Annotated in this window: 47 protein-coding genes; 36 read left to right on the forward strand and 11 right to left on the reverse strand. The window is 68.0% G+C overall.

The annotated features are described in order from the left end of the window. The first annotated feature begins 6 nt into the window (after positions 1–6). The 19 genes from DEJ19_RS19200 (at position 7) to DEJ19_RS19290 (ending at position 7163) form a co-directional block, all read left to right on the forward strand. Entirely contained in the window at positions 7–246 is a 240-nt protein-coding gene (locus DEJ19_RS19200; protein ID WP_111232172.1) for a hypothetical protein, read from the forward strand. Then, positions 243–470 carry a hypothetical protein gene (locus tag DEJ19_RS19205; RefSeq protein WP_111232171.1) on the forward strand — a complete coding sequence of 76 codons (228 nt, stop codon included), beginning with the start codon at positions 243–245 and terminating at the stop codon, positions 468–470. Before DEJ19_RS19200 ends, DEJ19_RS19205 begins: the two co-directional genes overlap by 4 nt. Continuing rightward, positions 467–838 (forward strand): hypothetical protein, encoded by a 372-nt coding sequence (locus DEJ19_RS19210; RefSeq protein ID WP_111232170.1) that lies wholly within the window; start codon positions 467–469, stop codon positions 836–838. Before DEJ19_RS19205 ends, DEJ19_RS19210 begins: the two co-directional genes overlap by 4 nt. After that, positions 835–1059 carry a hypothetical protein gene (locus DEJ19_RS19215; RefSeq protein ID WP_111232169.1) on the forward strand — a complete coding sequence of 75 codons (225 nt, stop codon included), beginning with the start codon at positions 835–837 and terminating at the stop codon, positions 1057–1059. Before DEJ19_RS19210 ends, DEJ19_RS19215 begins: the two co-directional genes overlap by 4 nt. Further along, positions 1056–1265 carry a hypothetical protein gene (locus DEJ19_RS19220; protein WP_111232168.1) on the forward strand — a complete coding sequence of 70 codons (210 nt, stop codon included), beginning with the start codon at positions 1056–1058 and terminating at the stop codon, positions 1263–1265. The genes DEJ19_RS19215 and DEJ19_RS19220 overlap by 4 nt, the downstream gene beginning before the upstream one ends. A gap of 7 nt (positions 1266–1272) precedes the next feature. Next, the gene (locus DEJ19_RS19225; protein WP_111232167.1) at positions 1273–1464 is read left to right on the forward strand and encodes a hypothetical protein; all 192 of its coding nucleotides are present in this window, start codon (positions 1273–1275) and stop codon (positions 1462–1464) included. Next, positions 1461–1877, forward strand: a complete 417-nt coding sequence (locus tag DEJ19_RS19230) for a WDGH domain-containing protein (protein ID WP_111232166.1) — start codon at positions 1461–1463, stop codon at positions 1875–1877. Before DEJ19_RS19225 ends, DEJ19_RS19230 begins: the two co-directional genes overlap by 4 nt. After that, positions 1867–2223, forward strand: coding sequence for a hypothetical protein (locus DEJ19_RS19235; RefSeq protein ID WP_111232165.1), 357 nt, complete (start codon positions 1867–1869; stop codon positions 2221–2223). Before DEJ19_RS19230 ends, DEJ19_RS19235 begins: the two co-directional genes overlap by 11 nt. 77 nt (positions 2224–2300) lie before the next feature. Next, positions 2301–2687, forward strand: a complete 387-nt coding sequence (locus DEJ19_RS19240) for a hypothetical protein (protein ID WP_146250537.1) — start codon at positions 2301–2303, stop codon at positions 2685–2687. A gap of 26 nt (positions 2688–2713) precedes the next feature. Further along, positions 2714–3121: a hypothetical protein gene (locus DEJ19_RS19245; protein WP_111232163.1), complete on the forward strand. Its 408-nt coding sequence runs from the start codon at positions 2714–2716 to the stop codon at positions 3119–3121. Continuing rightward, the gene (locus DEJ19_RS19250) at positions 3118–3390 is read left to right on the forward strand and encodes a hypothetical protein (RefSeq protein WP_111232162.1); all 273 of its coding nucleotides are present in this window, start codon (positions 3118–3120) and stop codon (positions 3388–3390) included. The genes DEJ19_RS19245 and DEJ19_RS19250 overlap by 4 nt, the downstream gene beginning before the upstream one ends. 39 nt (positions 3391–3429) lie before the next feature. Next, positions 3430–3723 carry a hypothetical protein gene (locus DEJ19_RS19255; protein WP_111232161.1) on the forward strand — a complete coding sequence of 98 codons (294 nt, stop codon included), beginning with the start codon at positions 3430–3432 and terminating at the stop codon, positions 3721–3723. Positions 3724–3730: 7 nt separating this feature from the next. After that, the gene (locus DEJ19_RS19260) at positions 3731–4039 is read left to right on the forward strand and encodes a hypothetical protein (protein ID WP_111232160.1); all 309 of its coding nucleotides are present in this window, start codon (positions 3731–3733) and stop codon (positions 4037–4039) included. A gap of 39 nt (positions 4040–4078) precedes the next feature. After that, entirely contained in the window at positions 4079–4816 is a 738-nt protein-coding gene (locus DEJ19_RS19265; protein ID WP_181441440.1) for a hypothetical protein, read from the forward strand. A gap of 651 nt (positions 4817–5467) precedes the next feature. Next, entirely contained in the window at positions 5468–5653 is a 186-nt protein-coding gene (locus DEJ19_RS19270) for a hypothetical protein (RefSeq protein ID WP_146250535.1), read from the forward strand. After that, positions 5650–5946 carry a hypothetical protein gene (locus DEJ19_RS19275; RefSeq protein ID WP_111232158.1) on the forward strand — a complete coding sequence of 99 codons (297 nt, stop codon included), beginning with the start codon at positions 5650–5652 and terminating at the stop codon, positions 5944–5946. The genes DEJ19_RS19270 and DEJ19_RS19275 overlap by 4 nt, the downstream gene beginning before the upstream one ends. A 10-nt stretch (positions 5947–5956) precedes the next feature. After that, positions 5957–6370 (forward strand): hypothetical protein, encoded by a 414-nt coding sequence (locus DEJ19_RS19280; RefSeq protein ID WP_111232157.1) that lies wholly within the window; start codon positions 5957–5959, stop codon positions 6368–6370. Positions 6371–6378: 8 nt separating this feature from the next. Then, the gene (locus DEJ19_RS19285; protein WP_111232156.1) at positions 6379–6579 is read left to right on the forward strand and encodes a hypothetical protein; all 201 of its coding nucleotides are present in this window, start codon (positions 6379–6381) and stop codon (positions 6577–6579) included. Positions 6580–6605: 26 nt separating this feature from the next. Next, positions 6606–7163, forward strand: coding sequence for a hypothetical protein (locus tag DEJ19_RS19290; protein ID WP_146250532.1), 558 nt, complete (start codon positions 6606–6608; stop codon positions 7161–7163). Between the two features lie 3 nt (positions 7164–7166). Here the strand turns inward: DEJ19_RS19290 and DEJ19_RS19295 are convergent, their stop codons facing one another. Continuing rightward, entirely contained in the window at positions 7167–7445 is a 279-nt protein-coding gene (locus DEJ19_RS19295; protein ID WP_111232154.1) for a hypothetical protein, read from the reverse strand. Positions 7446–7528: 83 nt separating this feature from the next. Here DEJ19_RS19295 and DEJ19_RS19300 point away from each other — a divergent pair, with 83 nt between their 5' ends. The 5 genes from DEJ19_RS19300 to DEJ19_RS19320 all read left to right on the forward strand — a co-directional run bounded on the left by DEJ19_RS19300 (position 7529) and on the right by DEJ19_RS19320 (position 9745). Continuing rightward, entirely contained in the window at positions 7529–7723 is a 195-nt protein-coding gene (locus DEJ19_RS19300; RefSeq protein WP_111232153.1) for a hypothetical protein, read from the forward strand. Continuing rightward, a complete protein-coding gene (locus tag DEJ19_RS19305; protein ID WP_111232152.1) occupies positions 7720–8352 on the forward strand; it encodes a hypothetical protein in 633 nt (210 codons plus the stop codon). The genes DEJ19_RS19300 and DEJ19_RS19305 overlap by 4 nt, the downstream gene beginning before the upstream one ends. Positions 8353–8390: 38 nt before the next feature. Then, positions 8391–8627 (forward strand): hypothetical protein, encoded by a 237-nt coding sequence (locus DEJ19_RS19310; RefSeq protein WP_111232151.1) that lies wholly within the window; start codon positions 8391–8393, stop codon positions 8625–8627. After that, positions 8624–8902, forward strand: a complete 279-nt coding sequence (locus DEJ19_RS19315) for a hypothetical protein (protein ID WP_111232150.1) — start codon at positions 8624–8626, stop codon at positions 8900–8902. The genes DEJ19_RS19310 and DEJ19_RS19315 overlap by 4 nt, the downstream gene beginning before the upstream one ends. 126 nt (positions 8903–9028) lie before the next feature. Then, positions 9029–9745: a hypothetical protein gene (locus DEJ19_RS19320; protein ID WP_146250530.1), complete on the forward strand. Its 717-nt coding sequence runs from the start codon at positions 9029–9031 to the stop codon at positions 9743–9745. A 58-nt stretch (positions 9746–9803) separates the two neighbouring features. Here the strand turns inward: DEJ19_RS19320 and DEJ19_RS19325 are convergent, their stop codons facing one another. After that, the gene (locus DEJ19_RS19325; protein ID WP_111232148.1) at positions 9804–10268 is read right to left on the reverse strand and encodes a hypothetical protein; all 465 of its coding nucleotides are present in this window, start codon (positions 10266–10268) and stop codon (positions 9804–9806) included. An 89-nt stretch (positions 10269–10357) separates the two neighbouring features. On the opposite strand from DEJ19_RS19325, the gene DEJ19_RS19330 reads away from it, so the two are divergent. The 11 genes from DEJ19_RS19330 to DEJ19_RS19380 all read left to right on the forward strand — a co-directional run bounded on the left by DEJ19_RS19330 (position 10358) and on the right by DEJ19_RS19380 (position 15703). Beyond that, on the forward strand, positions 10358–10750 hold the full coding sequence (locus tag DEJ19_RS19330; protein WP_111232147.1) for a hypothetical protein: 393 nt from the start codon (positions 10358–10360) through the stop codon (positions 10748–10750). Further along, positions 10747–11274 carry a hypothetical protein gene (locus DEJ19_RS19335; protein ID WP_111232146.1) on the forward strand — a complete coding sequence of 176 codons (528 nt, stop codon included), beginning with the start codon at positions 10747–10749 and terminating at the stop codon, positions 11272–11274. The genes DEJ19_RS19330 and DEJ19_RS19335 overlap by 4 nt, the downstream gene beginning before the upstream one ends. Further along, positions 11271–11543, forward strand: a complete 273-nt coding sequence (locus tag DEJ19_RS19340; RefSeq protein ID WP_111232145.1) for a hypothetical protein — start codon at positions 11271–11273, stop codon at positions 11541–11543. Before DEJ19_RS19335 ends, DEJ19_RS19340 begins: the two co-directional genes overlap by 4 nt. Continuing rightward, positions 11540–11827 (forward strand): hypothetical protein, encoded by a 288-nt coding sequence (locus DEJ19_RS19345; RefSeq protein WP_111232144.1) that lies wholly within the window; start codon positions 11540–11542, stop codon positions 11825–11827. Before DEJ19_RS19340 ends, DEJ19_RS19345 begins: the two co-directional genes overlap by 4 nt. Continuing rightward, positions 11824–12285 (forward strand): hypothetical protein, encoded by a 462-nt coding sequence (locus DEJ19_RS19350; protein ID WP_111232143.1) that lies wholly within the window; start codon positions 11824–11826, stop codon positions 12283–12285. The genes DEJ19_RS19345 and DEJ19_RS19350 overlap by 4 nt, the downstream gene beginning before the upstream one ends. Further along, entirely contained in the window at positions 12285–12506 is a 222-nt protein-coding gene (locus tag DEJ19_RS19355) for a DUF2283 domain-containing protein (RefSeq protein WP_111232142.1), read from the forward strand. Before DEJ19_RS19350 ends, DEJ19_RS19355 begins: the two co-directional genes overlap by 1 nt. After that, entirely contained in the window at positions 12503–13165 is a 663-nt protein-coding gene (locus DEJ19_RS19360; protein WP_111232141.1) for a MazG-like family protein, read from the forward strand. The genes DEJ19_RS19355 and DEJ19_RS19360 overlap by 4 nt, the downstream gene beginning before the upstream one ends. Positions 13166–13256: 91 nt before the next feature. After that, on the forward strand, positions 13257–13748 hold the full coding sequence (locus DEJ19_RS19365; RefSeq protein ID WP_146250527.1) for a hypothetical protein: 492 nt from the start codon (positions 13257–13259) through the stop codon (positions 13746–13748). 72 nt (positions 13749–13820) lie between these two features. Beyond that, positions 13821–14528: a hypothetical protein gene (locus DEJ19_RS19370; RefSeq protein WP_146250525.1), complete on the forward strand. Its 708-nt coding sequence runs from the start codon at positions 13821–13823 to the stop codon at positions 14526–14528. A 27-nt stretch (positions 14529–14555) separates the two neighbouring features. After that, positions 14556–15131 carry a hypothetical protein gene (locus tag DEJ19_RS19375; protein ID WP_111232138.1) on the forward strand — a complete coding sequence of 192 codons (576 nt, stop codon included), beginning with the start codon at positions 14556–14558 and terminating at the stop codon, positions 15129–15131. 8 nt (positions 15132–15139) lie between these two features. Beyond that, the gene (locus DEJ19_RS19380; RefSeq protein ID WP_111232137.1) at positions 15140–15703 is read left to right on the forward strand and encodes a hypothetical protein; all 564 of its coding nucleotides are present in this window, start codon (positions 15140–15142) and stop codon (positions 15701–15703) included. 15 nt (positions 15704–15718) lie between these two features. On the opposite strand, the gene DEJ19_RS19385 is transcribed toward DEJ19_RS19380, so the two are convergent. Beyond that, on the reverse strand, positions 15719–16660 hold the full coding sequence (locus DEJ19_RS19385) for a DUF723 domain-containing protein (RefSeq protein ID WP_111232136.1): 942 nt from the start codon (positions 16658–16660) through the stop codon (positions 15719–15721). Positions 16661–16786: 126 nt separating this feature from the next. Here DEJ19_RS19385 and DEJ19_RS19390 point away from each other — a divergent pair, with 126 nt between their 5' ends. Next, positions 16787–16978 carry a hypothetical protein gene (locus DEJ19_RS19390; protein ID WP_111232135.1) on the forward strand — a complete coding sequence of 64 codons (192 nt, stop codon included), beginning with the start codon at positions 16787–16789 and terminating at the stop codon, positions 16976–16978. A gap of 24 nt (positions 16979–17002) precedes the next feature. On the opposite strand, the gene DEJ19_RS19395 is transcribed toward DEJ19_RS19390, so the two are convergent. The 8 genes from DEJ19_RS19395 to DEJ19_RS19430 all read right to left on the reverse strand — a co-directional run bounded on the left by DEJ19_RS19395 (position 17003) and on the right by DEJ19_RS19430 (position 21465). Further along, entirely contained in the window at positions 17003–18280 is a 1278-nt protein-coding gene (locus DEJ19_RS19395) for a HipA domain-containing protein (protein WP_111232134.1), read from the reverse strand. Positions 18281–18380: 100 nt separating this feature from the next. Continuing rightward, the gene (locus DEJ19_RS19400) at positions 18381–18845 is read right to left on the reverse strand and encodes a hypothetical protein (RefSeq protein ID WP_146250523.1); all 465 of its coding nucleotides are present in this window, start codon (positions 18843–18845) and stop codon (positions 18381–18383) included. 55 nt (positions 18846–18900) lie between these two features. Further along, complete coding sequence (locus tag DEJ19_RS19405) at positions 18901–19272, reverse strand: hypothetical protein (RefSeq protein WP_111232132.1); 372 nt, start codon at positions 19270–19272, stop codon at positions 18901–18903. Between the two features lie 52 nt (positions 19273–19324). Then, complete coding sequence (locus tag DEJ19_RS19410) at positions 19325–19588, reverse strand: hypothetical protein (protein ID WP_146250521.1); 264 nt, start codon at positions 19586–19588, stop codon at positions 19325–19327. Beyond that, positions 19585–20106 carry a hypothetical protein gene (locus tag DEJ19_RS19415; protein WP_111232130.1) on the reverse strand — a complete coding sequence of 174 codons (522 nt, stop codon included), beginning with the start codon at positions 20104–20106 and terminating at the stop codon, positions 19585–19587. Before DEJ19_RS19415 ends, DEJ19_RS19410 begins: the two co-directional genes overlap by 4 nt. Before the next feature lie 88 nt (positions 20107–20194). Beyond that, positions 20195–20473, reverse strand: a complete 279-nt coding sequence (locus tag DEJ19_RS19420) for a hypothetical protein (protein WP_111232129.1) — start codon at positions 20471–20473, stop codon at positions 20195–20197. 50 nt (positions 20474–20523) lie between these two features. Then, on the reverse strand, positions 20524–20820 hold the full coding sequence (locus tag DEJ19_RS19425) for a hypothetical protein (RefSeq protein WP_111232128.1): 297 nt from the start codon (positions 20818–20820) through the stop codon (positions 20524–20526). A 198-nt stretch (positions 20821–21018) separates the two neighbouring features. Continuing rightward, positions 21019–21465 carry a hypothetical protein gene (locus DEJ19_RS19430; RefSeq protein WP_111232127.1) on the reverse strand — a complete coding sequence of 149 codons (447 nt, stop codon included), beginning with the start codon at positions 21463–21465 and terminating at the stop codon, positions 21019–21021. Between the last annotated feature and the right edge of the window lie 32 nt (positions 21466–21497).

Below are 21497 nucleotides of genomic sequence, written 5' to 3' on the forward strand. Positions count from 1 at the left end.
CCCAGCATGCACATCCGCATCTACGACCCTGCCATCGCCGAGCACCGTGACTCCACCCGCGACTACGTCGTCCACGAGATGACGACCGGTTTTCGGGACTACGAGTACGGGAAGCCCGAGCACGGGAACCGTGAGTTCTACGTCGACCAGGACAACGGCCTCGTCGTCCGCGACATCGCCCGGTACGAAGCGTGGGTGGACACCCTCATCACGAAGCCGGCGCCGCCGCGGGAGGACGTGCGATGACCGCACCGATGACCGTCGCGAAGGTCCGTGAGGCGTGGGATGCGTTGACGGAACTCGGTTCGCAGGCGCTCGACTCCGTGCCGGCGGAAGGCCGCGCTGCCGTGCAGGCTGACATCGACACCGTCCGTGGGGTTCTGACCTTCGCCCGCGGCGCCGCTGAGGCATCTGCCGCCCTCGATGGGGTGCAGCTCGCCGTCTGCTTGCCCGAGGAGAGTCCCCGGTGACCGAGCGGGAGACGCTGACGACGCGGCTCGTTTACGAGACGGAGCACCAGTCCACGACGACCGGTCCTGCACCACTTGACCGTGACAGCATCGCGCTCAAGGCGCTGGACTACTTCGGTTACATCAACCCTGGCGGCGGGCAGAAGCTGCTCCGCATCAGCGTCGGCGACACCGACTACGACGCCGCAGGTCAGCGCATCATCGCCACAGCCCCGTCCCCGTCGGCGGACGAGCAGCTCGAGCAGGTGCGGTTCCTCCTCGCGGACCTCCGCGCCGGGTACCCAAACCCGACCCCGTTCGACACCGCCGCCGTCGTCATGGGACGGCTGGACCGCATCCTCAACCCGAACCAGGACACCGCCACGTGACCGAGCAGAACGAACCCGAAGCAGTCGCCGACCCCGCGCCGGTCGCCCTCGACCGTGACGTCGCCCGGGCCGCCATCGTGGCGTTCATCGACGCGCACCGTGCGGAGCGACGCCTGTACCCAGAGACATACGCGGACCGGATGGCGGACTTCCTCGACCAGGCGCACCGCGACGGGGTCCCGAAGGCGTTGAAGCAGCTCCGGAAGGAACTCCCGAAGTGACCGGCAACGGAGACGACGTCGCCTGCGGTCTCTGCGGCGAGTCGCAGGCAGCCATCCGCGCGTCCCAACGCACCGACGACCCCCTCTACTGCTTCGACGGCGACGCGGAGTACCCGACGCACCGGTTCACCAACCGGGTGCCGTCGGGAGCCGCGGTGACCGGGTGGAAGCGGCGCGGGGCCGCCAGCAGCCACGCAACCGCATAGGGACGGCATGACGCTCCCAACGCCCCGTGCAGCCGCACTCGAGCTGCTGCGCACGGGCAACCCTGCTCGCGGCGGGCGCTTCCCGGTCGCCGTCCCCACGACCGAGGGCCCCACGTTTGACGTGTCGGACATCGCCAGCCGGATGGTCGAGGACGCCCGCGCGGCGGTCGACGCGGCTCTGGACCGGGCCGGGCTGTGACGCACTGGGTGGACCGCGCCGTCGCCGCGGAGGCCGAAGTCCTCCGCCTTCAGGCCGTCGTCGACGACCTCACCGTGAACCCGCGAGACGAACATCACACCCTCGACGAGCTCTACCAGTACCGCATGCTCTACAACGCGTTCGCGGTGAACGCGTGGGCGGCCGCCGACACGCACCCGGTCGTGAAGTCGTGGACCCACGCCGATGGGGAGCCGTGCTTCGGCGGCGGCTGGTTCATCGTCGTCGCGACCCTCCCAACCGGGCAGGTGTCCAACCACTACCGGGCCGAGCACTGGGACCTGTTCCGTATCCCCGAGGGCATCCCACCCATCTACGACTTCCAATCGCCGGCGATCGCCGCTGACCGGATGCTCGCCTCCCTCCGAACGAAGGAACACACCCATGACGCGTAAGCAGTCGATGTGCACCGATGACGCCCTACAGGAGTTCATTGACTCCCCCGACATCCCTGAGCGTGACAAGCCTGCGATGCGGGCGGAGCTCGCTGAACGACTCGCACCCGAAGCGGCAGCGTTCGGCTGGCTGCAGAACGGTGTCCTCCACTTCTCAACGCTCGACGACGCAGCGGACGCGGTCAGCCGCGGCGACGGCAGCCGGCAACTCGTCAGGATCCGCGGCGCCGTCGAGTTCCTCACCATCACCGGCGAGCACACGGTCGAAGTAGACGGCCGGCGAAACCGCGAGCGGACCATCCGCCCGACTGGCACGTACGCGCAGGCAGGAGACCTCCCCGCATGACCATCGCAACCTCGCTCCGCGGAGACGAGTCCGGGCACATCGTCGTCCGCATCCCAGTGTCCCTCCGCACTGAACGGGTGCACCCAGCCATCAGCCGGGAGTTCTTCGTCACCGGAGTCGGTGACTGGGAACTGCTCGCTCACACGCTTCCCGAAGCGATACACGACGCGGTCGCCCGGGACGCCATCGCCGAAAGGCTGTACGGCGAATCGGACCTCAACACCGTCATCGGCGACACTGCCGTCCACGACGAGGCGACGGACACCTACGTCATCCCGCAGCCGGCCCCCACCCCCGCATCGGAGGCGTACCGACTGCGAGCCGCGCTCGAGGAGGTTCGCGACGACCTCGACGGGCTCTGGGTCAACGCCGGTGACAGCACCCCGGTCGGCGAGTACCTGCAAGCGTTGCACGGCCGAGTGGCCGCACTCCTCAGTGGAACGACTGACCGGACCAATCGATGAGGGGCGGGCCGGCAACGCCGAACGATATGCGCCTCGTCGACGAGTTCCGCACCGCCATCACCAAGGGTGGCACGGCGGTCGCCGAACTCGAGATCCGCAGCAACCCGGCGTTCTTCCTCAAGATGCTCCACGACGAGCGCCGCGCACGATTGCGGGCAGAGGAACGCGCCAACGTCACGGAAGCCGCGGCCGCCGGCCAGGAGCCGCCGCATGACGTCACCACGGTCGGGGAACTCCTCGGGTTCGCCGGCGGCGCGTTCGGCCGGGACAACTACGGCCCGAACGAGTGCGTCGCGGTACTCACCATTGACGGTGAGCCCGGCGCAGTGTTCCGAACCGCACCCCGCGAGTACACCGCGGTCCTCGTTGGCGAGGAGCTCCGGAACGCCGTCGCCGCTGACCTCGCAGACACCGACGGGATGCTCCGGCGATGACCCGCATCGGCATCCCCGAGCAGGCAGAGTTCCAGGACCTCACCGCCGCCGAGCACGGAGCTTTCATGGAAGCGCTCGACGCCGCGCGGGATGTGCTCCCTGCAACCGGCACCATCCCGCTCGAGGTGTTCATCGCCCGGGTGCGGGAGACCACCGGCTGCGGGGAGCCGCAGGCCCGGCACGCCCTCCACCACCTGCAGGCGAAGCATGAAGCGCTGTACCGGTACGGCGTTGGGGTCAGCCGGTCTGAGTCGCGGCGCACGGCATAGGAGCGGACGACCACCGCATCAGACCGTCAGGAGCAGCCCATGCGGAACCGTGCCCAGGAGTACAACCACCTCGCAGACCATCTCCGCGACGAGAACACCTTCGTCCTGATCGGGGACGCCATCCCGGACCTCGCTGATGCGTTCGAGGACGCCTCCTTCGTCGTCGCGATGGCGGAGTACTACACCCGACCCATCGCCGACGGCGGCCCTGCAGACCTCACCGCCGAGGAACGTCTGACCCGGCTCCGAGCCATCCTCCTCGGCGACGAGCAGTACGTCTCCGAGGAGGAGATCGACCCGGACTTCCCCGAAGACGACATCGTCCGCGGATAGGACCATCGTGACCACGTTCGCACTGACCGCTGCTTCCCTCCACGTGCGCGCCCGGGAGCTCCGCGACTGGCGCACCGGCGGACACAACCTGCCGTCTGGGCTCGCGTCCGCGCTCCTCGACACGGAACGGCTCCTCACGGAGACAGCGGCGAAGTTCGACACTGTGACCGCTATCGCGGACGGCGACCCGAAGGCAGCACTCGTCCGTGTCGCGGAACTGTCGCAGGAGCGTCGCACCGGTGGATGGCCGCTGCTGTCCGGGAAGCTCATCCTCCACACCATCGGCAGTGACGCACCGTTCGACAGCGGTGAGTAGCCAGACCGGCTTCCGCGCCACACCGCGCATAGGACAGCCATGACCACCTCCCTCACCGCGAGCCGACGCAAGTTCCTAGCCGGCCTCGAGCACCTGCTGTTCGATCCGGAGGACTCGAAGAAGGTCGGCGAGCGCGACCACCTCCACAAGATCCTCGAGCACGAGCTCTGGATCTTCGGCGAGGAATACCACTTCATGAACAGTGAGCGGGGCCTGACGCAGATGCTGCGCACGCACCTCCAGCTCGAAGGCCTTCCGAACGGCAAGGTCGAGCCAGTCAAGCGCTGGGACGGCAAGTCGGGTCGCGTCGATCTGCACGTGGCAGCCAAGTCTCAGGAGCACGACCGCGTTCGGCATCTCGTGGTCGAGCTGAAGGCACCCGACGTTGTCGCCGGGCGCAAGGAGCGCGACCAGATCGAGGACTACGTCAACGTCGTCGTGAGCACGCCGGCCTTTGCCAGCGAGCGCGCGAGGTGGGATTTCATCCTCGCCGTGACTGACTACGACGAAGTGATCGAGAACTCGTTCAAGAGCGACAACCGCGAGGTCGGTCTCGTGCTCGAGCCCGAGCAGAAGCCGGGCCGACCCGCTGTGCGTGCCTACGTCCGTCGATGGAGCGACATCATCGCTGAGAACAAACGTCGCTTGGATTTCGTGACGAGCTCGCTCGAGTTCGACCCGTCACTTGCAGAGGGGTTGGCGTTCATCCGGGAGGAGTACGCGGAGATGATTCCCGAAGATCTCACAGCGGACGAATTGGACGACTCGAAGGCGTAGCGCTCTGCTTCCTAGTTCCGTTCGAGACCATGACGTCGGCCATCGAGTAGGTCCTTGACGTGGCGCTTGGCTGCGTTGATGTCTCGTGTCGGAGTGGACCGATCGAAGACGAGCAGCACCGAGAAGCGGAAGCTGCTCGTGTCGACTCGGCGCAGTTTGACGATGCCGTCGTGTCCGTTCGTTGTGTAGGTGCTCTGACGCTGCGGATGCTTCCCGCAGCGTCCGCCTCGCCGACGTAGCGCCGACCATGGGCATGAGGGGCGTGGCGCACGCTGCGAGCCCTGAGGGACTGGTTACGACCGTTGCGGCCATTGACATCTCGTCAATTGTCACTGGTCCGCTAGGACGAGTGAACGCCCGGCACGGGCCGAGGACCCCGACCGGTGCGGAGCGGGCGTGATCGCTCACGGTTGAGGCTCATGCGGTGCGTCTGGGTCGACGTCGCGGCAGTCATGCACCCTCCGAACTGGTACAGAAAATGCCCGGTCAGGACACCGTCGTCTGGGTGCCGCCCGCGCCAGAGGATACGGTCGGGGTCGTGAGGGGATACGGACTGGTTCAACCGCCGCGATAGCCGCGCCATCTCAGGGCTACGCAGGTTCTTAAGACAGCCCCACCGCACTCGAAGCGGGCATCGAACAGGTGAAGACCATGCAGTTCGGCACGGTCCTCACTGCCGACGCCAGAGGCCGCCGCCTCACCGGGCCACAGCGGCTCATGCGTACCGGTGGGGCATTCCACTTCGTCAACGAGGTCGGGACCGGTCTGAACGCGTACGACATCGACGTGACCACCATCCGCGACGTCGTCGTCCCGCCGTACGAGACGAACCGATGACAGCGACTGCGAACGACCGGCTCCGATGGGCTGAGGGGTACCTCGACACCCTCGACCGGGCCCTCGCCGCCGCGGAAGCTGATGTCCTCGAGCTTCGTGCGCAGCACGACGAAGCTGCGAAGGCGTTCGTGGACAGCGGGCACTCCGCGACGTGGCGGACCCGATTCCTCACCGGCGCCTCCCGCCGGCACCTGTACGCCGAGCACGTCGCGCTCCCCCGAGCGCGCCGGAACCACTGGGCTGCAGTGGAACGCCGGGACCGGGCCGCGGCCGCCGTCAGCACCACCCGGTAGCGTTCCCCGCATGGGGGCGAGCAGGCGGCAGACGTACCCGTTCACGCCGCGGTCCGCGACAGCGCTCACCGTCGGCGACATCATCCCCGTCGAGAGCGACACCGGCTCTTGGGCGTGCCTGCAAGTGGTCGAGCTCGCCCCGCGGAAGCGTTCCTACTTCATCATCGGGTTGCTCGACTGGCGCGGACATCACATGCCGACCGCCGACGACGTCGCCATCGCTGCACCCCTTCGGCGAGCGCTGACTGGGGTGGAGGTCTTCACCGAAGGTGGCCTCACAGTCACCGGAAACGTGGCGCCGGCCGACGCCGGGCAGGAGAAACACCTCGACCCGGGTTACATCGGGAAGCGGACGTCCGTGTGGGGTTGGCGGGCAGCCATCAATAAGGCGAAGCGGCACGCTGACGGGTTCGACGTCGCATAGACGTCGACATGACAGCCAACGCCAGCACCAAGTCCCGTCCATCGAAGTTCGCGTGGCTCTCTGCGCCGGCCGCCGTCATCGGTTGCTGCGCCCTCGTCAGCGCCGGGGTGCTCGTCTGGCAGCTCCTCACCGGGCATGACCCCGTGTTCGGGCAGGTAGCGCTGCTCGGCACCGTCCTCGCCTTCGCCGCCACCGCGCTGACCCGCTGAACCGGCATCGACGGCATAGGCCTCACATGACCGACACCACATCGACAGCGGTTGAGCGGCGGCTCCCGCCTGTGCTCCGCCCCACCGACCTTCTCCCCGAGGATGACGGGCCCATCGTCATCCCGTCTCAGGCGGAACGGCGTCTCCTCGAGGAGGAGATCCGTTCCTGGAAGGTCGGCGGTGAGCTCCACGACAGGACAGCGAACGCCCGGTCGAGCATCGCGTGGAACGAGCACGTCGAGCAGTGCGCGACCCTGCTCCGCCCTTGCTCCCCGGGACGACCGGGAACCTTCGTGGCCGGGTACCGCGACGGTGAGGGCACCATGGCCGCACGGCTCCTCGACTACTTCATGGCTGACGAGTACCTCGGCCTCGACGAGTTGGCACCCGGAACGACGTTCATCGCTCGGCGGAACGGGCAGCGGACCGAGGAAGTGTTCGTCGTCGTCGCGGACAAGGCCGGCGCCGTAGCGTTCCTCGTCCCAGCGACCGGCAGGAAGTACCGCGAGGAGGACATCGACGAGGAAGGCTTCCGCGGCGCGTTGAACCCGCCGCAGCCGAACCGACCGGTCCCGTCGAACTGACGCCTACTGGCCGCCGAACTCCCGCTCCCACGACACGTCGAGGATGAGGCGGGGACGGAGGACACCGTCGACCTTCACCAGGCGACTCCGGCTACCGGAGCTCATGCTGCGAGTGGACGACGCCGGCTCCTTCCCGACCTCGTGCAGGACGACCGTGTCCGTGCCGCCGCGGAACAGCGTCCACCCGGTTCCCTCGAGGAACTCGGTGACCTCCTGGTCAGTGGCGTCCGCAAGCGGCAGCGCTTCGACGGTGATGGTCTTCTGGAACGTGGTCGTCGGCATGAGCTTGTCGCTTCCTGTCGGGGCTGGTGCTGACTCTATGCGCGGACGACCCGCTGGTCGGCGCGGTCTCGCATAGGGCCGGCATGGTCACCCTCGACGACTTCCCGCCCGGTCATGTGCCGACCGTTCCCGAGCTGTACCGGAAGAAGCTCGCGACCGTGCAGGAGCGGAACAAGAAGGGCGACCCGACCCACTACCGGCTGACCCCGGAAGGGCAAGACCTCATCACTCAAGCGATGCTCCGCAACGCCCGCAACAACAAGGAGAATCGACCGTGACCGACCTGACCGCGCTTCGCGCTCGAGTGCAGCACCTGGGCCGCATCGCGAAGTGGTGCACAGCGCTGAGCCTCACTCTCCCGACGCTGCTGATCCTCGCCGCGGCAGCCGTCGCCGGCGTCGCCCTGACCACATACGGGCCGACGGATGCAGCAGTGGCAGCCGTCGCCGTTGTCGTGGTCTTCGCGGGAGTCGCCTACATCGTGTTCCGCATCCTTCGCAGCGGTGCGCAGGGCGCGCTCGCGGAAGCGGACGACGTTCGAAGCGCCATCGCCGCCGCGCTCGCGCCGACGAACGCCGGCAAGCCGTCTCTGACGCAGCGGTTCCGTGACCGGCAGCGCACCGCCCGGGCAGCACGTGAAGTCGGTCGGCGCTCAGTCGAAGCCCGGAAGGCGGACGCGCAGCGCAGCACCCGCGGTGACGACGGCAACACGCTTCTCAGCTCGCTGCTGACCGTCTTCGATTCGGCGCCGCACCGTTCCCACACGGACAGCAGCCACCACTCCCCATCCGCGCACTCGTCGTACGACCACGGTTCGTCGTACAGCCACTCGTCGTACGACCACGGCTCGTCGCACAGCAGCTACGACTCCGGCTCGTCGTTCAGCGACAGCGGCGCCAGCTTCTGACGGCCCAGCTGCCGGCACCCACCGTGCATAGGGCGGACATGACCACGACCATCAACGTCCTGCACGCCATCGTCCACCGTCGTCTCTGGTTCAACCTCACCCTCGCCGTGCTCACCATCGTCGCGTACGCCGCGCAGATCAGCGTGCATTCCGCAGGCATGAGCAGCTTCTGGACCACGGCTACATTCGGCGTCTTCCACAGCGTCGTGTTCGGAGCCTGGTTCATGTACCAGCCGAAGCGGAACAGCTCCCGACACCGACGCACGGCAGCATGAAAGCCGCCGCGCTCCTCCGCGAACTGCACGCCGCAGCGGCTGCGGACACGTCTCCGGAACCGGTCCGCGGGGCGCTCCTCCGCGACCGCACCGGCGAGCACGACGGGCCGCTGCAGGTCCGCAGCATCAACTATCGGTCGCACCACGTGTCCGTGAACCACGTCGATGACGACCCGGTGACGACCCGTTGGACGGGAACGTGGGCGGGACTGTGGGAACGGTTCGAGCTCGTCAGTGAGTCACTGGGTCAAGATGCTTGCGCGATGATCAGCTGAGATTCAAGCGCAGCGGACGCTGACCGCTTCCCCCGTTGAATGAGCGCGGGCCGCTTGTCCTCGTTCTGCCACCGAGCCCCTTCTGGGGCTGGACGTCTGTCGTTGCCCCTTGGCAGCATGAGCGCTATGGAACTGAAAGGCCGTGACGGGACCGCGACCCTCACCGATGACCACATCGAGTTCAGGTTTGCGTTCAGCGTCCGCAGCGCCAAGATGACCAAGGGCGTGCGGATACCACTGGCGAAGGTGGAGTCCCTCGAGTACGAGGACCACCAACTCCGTGTGCGCGCTAAGGGCTGGTCACGCACCCCCGAGCCAAAACGGGACGGGCTGACGTTCCTATTCAACCGCGATGGTTCCGGCGAGGCATTTGCGGACGCGGTTTCCAACGCGACGGGTGTTCCCTTTACGGACCTGACCACGGGCGACGTGCAGTGGCGTCAGGAGCAAAAGGAGCAAGCGCGTCGAGAGAGCGAGAACCAGCCGGAACGTCGTCTCATCGCACCCGCCGGCGCCTTTCAGGGGTACTACTTCGAGGGCAGCAAGCTCGCGCACGGGTCGCGCCGGTGGCGTATGGCAGGCGCAACCGCGACGGTGGACGGCACGGTATCGCAACGCTCCTCGACCGGGCGGACGCTCGGGGGTGCGCTCGTCGGTGGTCTGCTCGTCGGAGGCACTGGCGCTGTTGTCGGTGCGGTCGCCGGGTCCGGCATGAAGAAGGACACGTCCAATCGGTATCTCACGATCGCTACCTCCGACGAAACCATCGTGGTGCCGTTTCCGTCGGCCCTTGAGCGGCAGGCGTGGGAGTTCGCAGCGCGCATCAACTCCTGGGGTCGTTGACAGTTCAGACTTCAAGCGCACCGCTTGGCAGGTCGCGGGAGAGCTACTCGTCTGAGGTTCAGGCGAAGACGACGCCAGCTGCTTGTGCCTCCTGCAGGAACGCGAGGACCTCGTCCGCGTCACGGCCCATGATGTAGCCGTTCCGGCGGACGTCGAGGTGGAAGTCGAAGTCGATGAACGCGCGGACGCTGACGAGGTAGCGGGGCAGGAACGACTCGTGCTCCTCCTGCACCTTCGCCAGGAACTCGTCCGGGTCGCGGCGGAGGATGTCCACGTCGGTCTCCTCGTCGTCCTGGCAGCCGCAGTCGCACTCTCGCGCCTCGACGGTCTGGTCGTACGAGTCGACCCAGATGAACCCTTCGATGATGGCGTGCTGCCGGTCCTGCCGGCCGATGTACGCAGCCAACTGCAGCAGCGTCTCGTGCGGCAGGGTCGCGACGTTCTCCGGGTCCGGCGCCTGGTAGCGGTTGTCGTCGGGGATGACGGAGAGGACCCCGTCGGTGATGAGCAAGCGTGAGTTCATGCACGACCTATGCGCGTTCGGGTTCTCCGGCTGCCGGCACCATCCGCGCATAGGTCCTTCGACCGCAGCCCCCGACAGGAGCGACCCGCATGTTGAGCACCGACCTGGACGAAGCCCTCACCCGGCTTCGCGCTGAGGCGACCGTCTCCCACAAGGGCCCCGACGACACCGACGAAGCGTTGCTTCGCCTCGCGGCGGACAAGCTCAGCCGCGGCTTGCCGCTCGGCAGCAGCAACGTCTCCGCAGCCGTCGCCCGGGTGCTCACCGAAGTTGCCACGCTCCTAGAGCAGCACCCGCCGCTCGTCGAACCGCGCGTCGGTGACGAAGTGCAGCGGAAGGGCACCCTCGTCTCCGGGCTCGTCTGCGCCGTGGACTGGCCCGGCCGGACCGTCAGCCTGAACTACCGCGGCGACCCGCCGTCCGTTGTTCGCCGCCGCCTGTCGTTCGCGGACTTCCACAGGCAGTTCGAGGTGCTGCCGTGAGCGGTGTCCTCCACGAGCTCCGGCAACACGTCGCGATGTCGTCCGCGGACTGGTCACAGACGCGGTCCGACGCGTGGATCTACGGCGTCATCGTCGGCTGGGACCTGGGGCCCGACGACGACCCCGTGTTCGACGAACCGGCCATGCCGGACATCGCCGCCCGCTTCAACCTCACCGATGAGCAGGTCACCGAACTCCGGCGTCTCCACGACGAGTTCGAAGCGCTCCTGCGGCGCGGCGACGAGCGCCCACCTGCGAACCAGCACACCAACACAGCCATCCCCTTCGACTCCCGGAAAGCAGCGCCGATGCCTGGCCCGAACCCGTCCCGTGTCTTCACCGTCGACGACCTGGAGAACCTCCTCAAGCCGACCGAGCACGGTCAGTACGCCGAGAAGGGCTACAACGACGACTTCAACGACGGTGTCCGTGCCGTCATCGACCTGTTCGAGGACCACCTCCCGTCGCCCCTCATCCACGGTGAGCAGTGGACGCTCACTCTCCGCCGGGAGGGTGAAGCGTGAGCGCCGAGTACGTCCGGAACCGGTACAAGGTGGACTACAAGCGTGGCGAACGTCTCATCGTCGAGGGGCGTCCGGGGACGCTCGTGTCGTTCCCGAAGCAGTACCTCGGGGTCCGGTTCGACGGGGAGACGTTCACCTCGCCGGTCCACCCGACGTCGCAGGTGCGGCGGCCCGGCCAGCCACTGCCGACGACGTGCCGGGAGTGCGGCGCCTGGTCGGAGTCCGACCACGAGTGGTGCCTTCGCCTCGCCGGGCTGGTCCCCGCATGACCGCCGGCCTTGAGACGGCGGACGCGCATCAGCAGCTGGCGCTGTCGATGGAACGCGTGATCAACGCGAGGCGGGAGCTCCTCGCCGGTCTCGACGACCTCGTCGCCGCATCCCACGTCCTCGACCGGCACGACCTCATCGGTGAAGACGCCGAAGGCATCCGCAGCGACGTGTTCCTCGCCACCACCGGGCTGCCGCTGGTGCGCAGCATGGTCGTCGCCACCCTTTCCACCCGCATCAGCGGCCACCGAACCCACACCACCCCAGGAGCGGACCACCCATGACTGCCGACGTGAACGACACCCTCGCGCGGTACCGCCGGGACCGGGAGCTGTGCGCCCGCACTGCACAGCACAACCTTGACGCGGTCACCTTCTACGACAAGGAGATAGCGCGCCTCGAGCAGGACCCGTCCGCGGTCCCCGCGGCGCCGACGGAGTCCCGTGACGACATGGCGGCCGCGCTCCGCGAACTGCAGCACCGCCGCACTGCCGCGTTCTCCGCTGGGAACGGGCTGGGCCTGTCCTCGAAGGACCAGCTGGCGCTCATCACCGAAGCGACGACCGCCGACGACATCGACCTCCTCAACGACGCGCTGCGGATGCTCGACGAGTTCAGCAAGACGGTCGCGACGCTGCACACGGACGTGTGGCGTGAGTTCGGGAAGGGCCGCTGCAGCGTCTGCGGGCGCACGGCGAAGCAGAACGCCGTCATCGGCTACGACTGCGCGACAGGCTGCTGATGGGTGAGCAGACGACGCTGACCGTCACCGTCACGCCCGACCTCGGCGTCGGCTACTTCCGACTAACCGACCACGACGTTGCCGTCACGCGCGACGTCGGCGGCGGCCTCCTCGTGGACTACGACGCAGTCGGCGCCGTCGTCGGCGTGGAGACCCTCACCCTCGACGAGCACATCTCCCCCACCGTCCTCGCACTCCTCACCACGAAGAAACCCGCATGAGCGGCCACACCCTGTCGTTCATCGACGACGCCACCGGTCGGTTCAGCACCTGGCTGGACTCCACTTACCCGGACGGCATGCACGAAGACCTCGTCACCCACCGCCGCGTCGGGAAGCTCGTCGAGGAGGTCGGTGAAGTCACCGCTGCTATCGGCGGGTACTTCGGGGAGAACCCGCGGAAGGGCACCACGCACACCCTTGACGACCTGCAAGGGGAACTCCTCGACGTGGCCTTCGCAGCGCTCGGCGCGTGGGAGCACCTCGACGGGAACACCGGACGTGCCGGTACGGCGCTGCTCGCACACACGCACCGCGACGACCAGACGTACCCACTCACCGCCGGCGTCTCCGACCTGCAGCACCTCAACGCCTGCATCGTCCTCTACAACCTCACCAGGTACCCCAGCAGCGGCGCCGAACCCGTCGAGCTGACGCTCCGCCGCCGAGCCGCCTCCCTCAGCGTGAGCGCCGGCGCAGTCGCGGCAGCGCTCACGTTCACCGATGGGCGCATCGGCTCCCTCCAACGACGGCTTTTGGACGTCGCAGTGCTCGCGCTCGCCATCCACGACAAGACCGCAGCGGAAGGCACCGTCGGCGAAGCGCTCGCTGAGAAGGTCGCCGGGGTCCTGACCCGCGTCGGCCTCCCCACGACGGAGTAGACCGAGCGGTCTCGCGTACCCTTGATGGGCTAGCAGGAAGGCCCAACGCAGGATGCACACCCTGGACGAGACGAAAGCGGTTCTCGCTGACATGACCGAGACGCAGACCCTCATCGACAGCATCGCGTCCCGCATCCACACCGCCGGCCAAGGGTGGCCACTGCGCACCCGCGGTGCCACCTTCCACCAGACGTGGCCGAACAAGGTCACCGAACCGTTCCCCGGGGACCTGAACCGGCAGGTCATCGCGCTCCTGCCGAAGGTGCAACGCTCCCGCCGGGAAGCAGCGACCACCATGCGGTCCGCAGCGCCGGAGTTCGCCGAAGAGGTCGCCCGGAACCTCATCCGTTCCGCTGAAGAAGCAGCCGATGCTGCCGACGCCGTCCCAGGCCTCCTCGCCACCATCAACGCGCCTCAGCCGACACAGCGGCGCCTGTTCGGACTGCTGCCGCCAGCGAAGCCGAAGTGGCACATGCTGACCGCTGGGGAACGCGAAGCGGTCGTCCAAGCGCTGACCATCATCCGAAGCCAGCACGAAACGGACCTCCTCGACAAGCTCGAGGACGCAACCGACGCCGCCTGACCTCGCGGGAGCCGCCTCACGGCAGCGCTTCCGTTGTGTGCAGGACCGGTGTCCGTCCGTAAGCTGCGAAGCATGGGGGTACGAACACGGGTAGGGGCCGGCGTCATCGTTGTGCTCGTCGCTGCACTGCTGACCGGCTGCGTCGGACCGATCACGTACGGCAAGAACACCGTCCCACGTGACAAGTACGGCGTGAGCCACCACGGGCCGCAGCCGACGGCACGTACCCAGGACGGCGACGTCGAGGTGTGGGACCTGACGGGCGTACCGTCGGCGAAGAAGTACGGCATCGACGCCGGCACCACGAAGCACACGCACGTTGGGGCGTACAGCTCAGGTGAGCCCCGGAAGGTGCGGCTCATGCTCGCCGACGGCAAGGCTGTCACGATGCACGCCCGGGACCTCATCTTCGACTACTGGGATGCGGACACAACGTCAACGGACTCGAAGACCGGCGAGGTCCTCATCCCCGCAGGCCGGCACTTCCAGCTGCAGGTCAGCGGCTGGGTCACCGAAGATCCCGACGAAGCGGTTCGCCGGCATCGGTCCGTCATCACCCAACTCGGCCTCAGCCAGGACAGTGTGACGAAGCTGCAGCACAGCATCGCCAGCACGTTCGACCCGCTCGACGCGAAGTCCGCCGGCGGGTCGGACGCGTTCACCACATCCGACGACACTGTCGTCAGCGTCTCCACCAACTTCCGCACCGCCATCGAGCAGAAGTACCGCACGTTCCACACGGACGCGCATGTCTACTGGCACGAGCAGCCGCTTCCCTAACCGGCGCTGTGCCGCATAGAACAAGGCGTGAGCCTCGACACCATCCGCGCAGCCCTGACCGTCATCGCCGAGCACCAGACGTTCATCGAGAAGGCGAGGACCGCGTTCCCGCCGGATGGCGATGATGACGCCGAGCCGGTCGGGTACATCAACCTCCGACACTTCGGGGTGCAGTTCAGCAAGCACACCGGCCCGAAGGCCCGACCCGTTGACACGCAACGCACATGGTTCACCGCATGGGAGTCCGCCCGCATCGCCGACGCGCTCCGCACGGTGCAGGACAACCAGGGCCGCGCTGCCGCGGCCGCCGATGAGGCAACAACCGCGGCCCGGGACGTCGAAGGGGCACAGGCCGCCACCGCGGATGCTACGTCAGCCCGGAACATCGCAGCCGGCGCCCGTCGTCTCCGCCATCAGCGTCGCTTCGCGTGGCTGCGGTCCATCGACTCGCAGCTCTCGGGTCTGAGCCCGCAGCGGGTGCTGAACCGGGCTGAGAGTGACGCACTCCGTCTCGCCGTCCAACTCGCCGGCGACGCGGCCGCCACCGCCAAGACCCAGCTCGAAGCAGACTTCAACGCCTCCGTCACAGGCGACGCCGCATAGGCACCAACATGGACCACACCATCGACACCATCCGTGCCGCCTTCGCCGACATCGACATCCAGCAGGAGAACGCTTTCGAGTTCGGCCGCGTCGCCGCTGAACTCCGTCGCGGCACCGCGGTCATCATCGGCAGGCAAGTCGGCGCCGGTGTTCGCGGTCGCAGCGGTGCGCGCCTCAACGCAGGGCCGCCGCTGTCGAAGGAACTCACCGCGGTCGCCGCAGCAGAGCTCGCCAGCTACGCCGAGACGAACCAGAACGTCGCGGTGACGACGAACGCCGCCATCGCCTACGGAGCGTCGGTCAGCGCGACCCGGTCCCTCATCGCCGCAGCTGACCACGCCACCGGGCAGGCCAACCTCGCCGCGGTGCTACTCCGACACCTCCGCCCGACGTTCACCGACCGGGTCCTCGCCGTCGTACTGCCCGGCCGTCGCCGGTACCGGGCCACCGACGCGGAGACGAAGGTCATGCAACACGTGCTCGAGACGCTGGCGCACCGGCACCGGGACGCAGCGGCAGCCGCCGCCGAAGCGCTCGGCCCGGCCGAGGAGCTCCGACCGGCCCGCAGCTGACGGACGGAGCGCCGGTTAATCCTCGTCGTCGTAGGTCGGGTACTGCTCAGGGGCGTCGCCAACCGAGTCGATGACGACCCCGGTGGCGAGGTCGTCGTAGCCGAGCTTGCTCGCTGAGACTCCTGCGGCGACCACCGTGCAGGTGTGGGTCCAGTCGTCGCCGAAGTCGTACCGGTAGGTGAACTGCTCGTGCTGGTCGAGGATGCTGACGGGCGCTTCCGCTTCGTCAATGTAGCGGCCGCGGCCGTCGATGTTGTTCGGTGCGATGGTGACGCCGTCGTCCGCCATCGTGAACTCGTGCAGGTGCTCGTCGTCGCGGTCGAATGCTGCTTCGATGAGGTCGGACAGGGTTTTGAACGTCGCTCGCCCGCTGATGAGGATGTCGCGTCGCGGACGGTACCGTGCCGGCCACTGCACTCCGCGACCCGAGACGAGTGCGACGCGGACGACGATGTCGCCGCCGCCAGCAGCCGCCTCGAACCGCTTCGGGAGGACGGCGGAGCGTCCTCGTGCCGCCTGCGCGGTCGCGGAGACGCTGTTCGCGCGGGCCGCGTCAGCGCACTTGCGGCAGCCGGACTCGGAGGCCAGGTGATTCGTGGGGCGCATCGTGAACTCGCCGTGCGTCTTGCAGATGAGGGTCACGTTCGTCCGCTGGTCGATGAACACCACCTTCGAGTAGTCGAACCGGTCGCCGAACTTGGCCTTCGACTGGCTGATGAACAGGTCGGCCCGGGAGGCGTTCGTCGCACCGCGGCGACCGGAGCACTGCGGGCAGCGCTGCCCCTTCTTGTGGTCCGCCGGCGCCTGGTTGAACTTCCCGTGCTTCGGGCAGCCGATGGTGACCTTCGTCCCGGCGTTGACGTACTCGACGTGCGAGTAATCGTAGAAGCCGTTGTGCTTCTCCGTCGCCGCGGCGATGAAGTTCGCCTCGTGCTTGTCGCTGTTGTGGTCTGCCATGGCACCCTCCCTTGTTCCAGTGTCGGTGAACGACGGCCCCTATGCCGGCAACGAAACGGTCGACGGGAGTGCGGCGTTCGGGAGGGGTATGCGCGGGCGAAGACCGCGCCGGATACGCTGCCCACCATGGCGACAGACGACCCGTCCCTCGACGACGTTGAGCAGACGTTCCGTGACAACCTCGAAGTCCCGGAGGGTGAGTACGACGAGGACGGGCAGCAGGGCTTACTCGACATCATCCGCGTCCAGGACCCGGAGCGGTTCGAGCGTATCTCTGACGAGTTCTCCGTCGACAAGCTGTTCCCACCCGAGCAGTAGGTGGAACTGTCGGCGCGAGGCCCGCTAGCTCGACCGCGGTGACGAGTACCCGCCTGCGGCCGCGTCGTCGATGCGGCCGACGAGGGCTGCGCATCGGCGGGTGAGTGCTGCGGTGAACGTGTCGAGGACCGTTCCGTCGACGGGGAGGTTCCGGTGTCGGTCGGTTTCCGCGGTGACGATGCCGGGAAGGCTGGCGGCGATGTGCCGTGCCCGGCTGAGGACGACGTCCGGGTCGGCGCCGGCGGCGGCCGCAGCGCGGTGCAGGTGTCGTGGTTCGATTCGGTCGGCGGTGTACGTCTTGCCGACCTTCATCGCGAGCTTCGCCTTACGCGGGTGGAACCCTCCGACGTGTGGGTAGGCGAGCATCGACGCCGCGTCGTACAGCGGGGCGAGGGTCGTGCCGGTGGCGGTGTGGATGAGGCTGGTGTTCTTCGCGTGCGCGTCGGTGCTCATCAGTACCCAGTGGAACGCGACGTGGATGAGGTAGTCGGTGACGGCGTCCGTGGGCCCGGTCGCGTGGAGGATGACCGAGGCTGCCTGGTCGATGCCTGGGCCGCCTTCCGCCTGGTACTTCCCTTCAGGGTCAAGGCCGAGGGCCTGCATCAGGTCTTCCTGATGAACCCGGTCGCCGGCGGTGCGGTCGTATCGGGTGACGACGAGTGCCGGCATGTCCTCGAACATGGCCAGCGTCGTTTCCGCCGCGGGGATGCCGACCTGTGCGGCGGCGTGCTGCGTCAGGTGCTCGAAGACCGCCTGCGACGGCAGCCGGTGCATGCCCGGCTTCACGATGTGCGTGGACGCAGCGCCGGCGGACGGTACCGCCCATCCCGTGTCGGTGCGGGTGAGGGTGAACTTTGACTGGAAGCCGCCGAGGGTGAACTCCGACGACGGCAGATCCCATGCCTCCGGCTGCTCCCGGAGGGCCCGAAGGTGCGCAGCGATGTCTGCGTCAGACACCGGGGTGAGGGTGCCGGGCGGCGTCCAGGTGCGGCCGTGGTTGTCGGCGGTGAACTGGACAGCGCCAGCGACGTCGCCGCCGACGTGTGCGAGGAGGTCCGTCGGCGCGGTCGTGGTGCCGTACCGTGCCGCCCACCGGGTCGTCGTCAGCTCGTCATCGGGAAGCAGCCCCTGCAGGAACGCGGTGACGTGCGGACCCGTGTGCTCGAGCTGCGTCGTCGGCAACGTCAGGGCGAAGGCCTGCCCGCCGGCTCCCGCAACCCACGCCCGGTCGTAGGTGAACGTCGTGTCGGTGAACCAGCCGACGCGGGCACCGTGCAGGTACGCGGTCAACGTGGTCGGCACTTGGTTCTCCTTCGACTGGCGGGCGTCGACCGTACTATGCGCGGTCGCCGGGGCGACCCCGAGGCGCAGGCGGTTCAGTGCTCCCCTGCTGACGATTTGGTCAGAGGTTGTAGGTCCGTTGGGTCGTGGTGACGTTCCACAGGATGAACGGGTGCTCTATCCCGTGGTGCGTCGCCCATTGCACCCAGAAGACCTGAGCTGGCAGGAGGAGGGCGACAAGCAACGTGATGGCGATGATGGCCTTCACGGTGACGTTGAGCGTCTGGTGCTCGTCGCCGCGGCGACGGTTCTTCCGGTGCACGGCGGTCAGCCATCCTGCGGCGGCGATGGCCACGGTGAGGCCGGTCCATCCCCAGGACGGGTGCGATGCGAAGTCCACCTCGTGGATGGCGGCGGTGCCCCCAGTGGAAGGGAGGTTCGCGCCGACCTGCCAGGAGGAGAACACGGCTTGCCCGGCCACGGCGAGAAGGACCACCCAGATGAGGCGCCGGCTGCCGGACGTGAACGCTGTGTCAGCCAGCCTCTCGCTGGTGCCGCTCGTCACTACCTGCTCCCCCGCTGTCATGGTCGAACAGTACCGGCGGCGGCCGGGGACGGCAGCGGTTCAAATCCGGCCGCGGTCACGCTGCGAAGCGGCCCGGGGAGAGGATGACGCCGACGGTCGCGTCCGGGCTCAGCGCCGGCTCGGCGCGTTCGGCGATGTGGATGACGGTGCCGTGCCGGTCAGTGGGCGTCTCACTGAGGTCGAGGTCTTCGTTCTCCCCGTCCGGCAGCGGCAGGGCGACGTAAGCCTGCTTCCAGTGCATTCGGACGAGCTCCGCGTTGGTGAACCCGGTGTTGTACTCGTCGGTGCCCGGCGTGTACGAGTCGGCGATGTACGCGTTCCAGATGGTGGCGACCTCGGCCGGAGTGCCGGCACCGAGGACGACAGCGTGGCCGTTCTCGGTCTCCCACGCGTCGATGGTCGGCGGGGTCGTGATGGTGTCGGTCATGATGCTCCTTCAAGCAGAGTCGGGGTGGGTGAGGCGTCGACGGCTATGCCGGTCAAGCGGGAACGGTCGCCACTTCCGCGCGGACGGCCGCTGCGGCGACCTCCGAGTCGGTGTCGGAGAGACCGGCGGTACGGAACGTTCGGCGGAGCGTCTGCTCGTCGAGGGCGCGGTTGAGCCGCTCGAGCTCACCGGCCGCACCGTGGAGGGCGAGGCGGACGTGACGCAGCCACTCCCACCAAGACCGGTCCGCGGTCACCAGGTAGGAGAGCATCCCGCGACGTGCGAGGGCGCGGAGGGTGTCTGGGACTGGCTTCAACGCTGGTACTCCTTCGGGGCGACGAGGATGCGAACGTCCGTCGGGTCGCCGTAGCGGGTGGTGTTCTCTGTGACGAGCCAGCCCCCGTTGACGCGGAGCGCTGCGGCCACCGCGACGCTCCGGCCAAACGGCAGTGCGGCGAGGACTGCGCCGGGAACGTCTCCGGCGATGGCGATGGTGCGGCGGATGATGTTCTCGCGGAGGTTCGTCGCCCACGCGACGGCGGCTTCCGCTTCCTCCGGGGTGTCGTAGACGCCGTCGGTGTTCGGGATGCCGATGAGGTGGCTGTCGAACTCGAACGCGTCGGTGATGACGACCAGACGTCCCGGGGTGTCGGCGGCGACGGCGACAAACGTGGCGACGAGGTCCTCGGCGCTTATCACCTCATCGCCTCCCCACCCGTCGCCAGAAGACAGCCACGTCGGCCTGCTGGTGGCGGCGGTGCGGAGGAGCAGTTCGACGCCGCTCCCGGCGGTACGAACCGCGACGGTTCCCGGAGCGAACGTCACCGCGACCACCAAGCAACCGTGCAGGCGACGCTGACCTGGTGGGCGGTGGTGAAGACGGCGCCCCGGCGCTTCGCGCCTTCCAGCGCGACGTGACCCGTCACCAGTCGCACCGGTCATCCGAGAGGGGCTGGCCGTAGTCGTCGACGCACTGGTAGTGGCCGACAGGTGCTCCAACGCCTGCTCCGTGGCTGCCGCCGATGACGAGCGACACTCCGAGGAAGAGGCCGACGGCTACGGCTATGAGCACCGCGACGCCGACGATGATGTCGGGGATGGACGGTGCCCGTTTCGGCAGGGCCAGCTTGCGTCGCTTGACCGACTGGTTCGACGTCGGGCCAGACTGCGCCGGCCCCTTGTTGAGGTGAAGGTTGACCATGCCGGTCCTATGCCATCGGGAGCAACCCGGGGCGTGCGCTACCCACCCCCCTATGGGAAGATCGGTACGTCCCACCCGGTGCTGATGCCCGGCTGGTCGCAGCTGTCGGAGTTCGTCTGCTCGCAGGCGTGTTTCGCGGTGCTGATGATGCCGCCGACGGCGTAGGTGCCTCCCACCAGGAGAAGGACCATGACGGCGATGGCCGAGATGACCAGCGTCAGGTCGGGCGGGCCACCGCGCTCCTTCGCCTTCCGCTGTCGCTTCGGCTTCGATGGGCGGGCGGGACGACCGGACTGGACGGGGCTGACGTTTACCGGCTCGGGCTTGTCGAGGTTGACGGGTTCCATGCCGGGTCTATGCCACGGGCACGCAAGGAGCCCCGGCATTGCAGTGCCGGGGCTCCTGGGATGTTGGCGGCGGTCCGAGCCCGCGCCGGGTGGTGAACGACGGCCGGCTGCCGTGGCTACACCGGTCGTCCGCAGCGCCAACCGGACCTGAGCCAAGCGGGCCTGCGTTCGTTCACGAGCAGCAGATGCGGCGAACCACTACGCGGTCTCGTCGTACTCCGCTTCGCCTTCGATGCGGAGCATCGGGTCGGACCACACCCACTGGTCCCAGGTACCGTCGTCGAGGCGGACGTTGAGCTCCTCCGGGTGGCCATCGTCGAGGATCGTGGCGTGTAGAACTTGCTTCCGGGACCGGTGTCGGTCCCGGCGGGTGACGATGCGGGCACCGTTCACCATGCGTGGCATCTGCCCACGCTTGATGGCGTTCAGCTGCTCACGCGCCATCATCTTGCGGACGACGCGATGCGACGATGCCCGTTGCGTCTCGAGCTTCTTGCGGATGGCTGCGACCTCGGCGGCACGCGTGCCGGTGGAGCGGTCTTCCGTTGCCCGCAAGGCCGCGAGCACCAGGACGGTCTCCGCCTCCGTGAGGTGCAGGTGTGGGAGGACCCGGTCATCGGGGATGGGCAATGTGGTCTCGGCCATGCACCGCCTATGCGCGGACGCGGTGGGGGCTC

This window comes from Curtobacterium sp. MCSS17_016, assembly GCF_003234255.2.
In the GTDB taxonomy this organism is placed as follows: Bacteria; Actinomycetota; Actinomycetes; order Actinomycetales; family Microbacteriaceae; genus Curtobacterium; species Curtobacterium flaccumfaciens.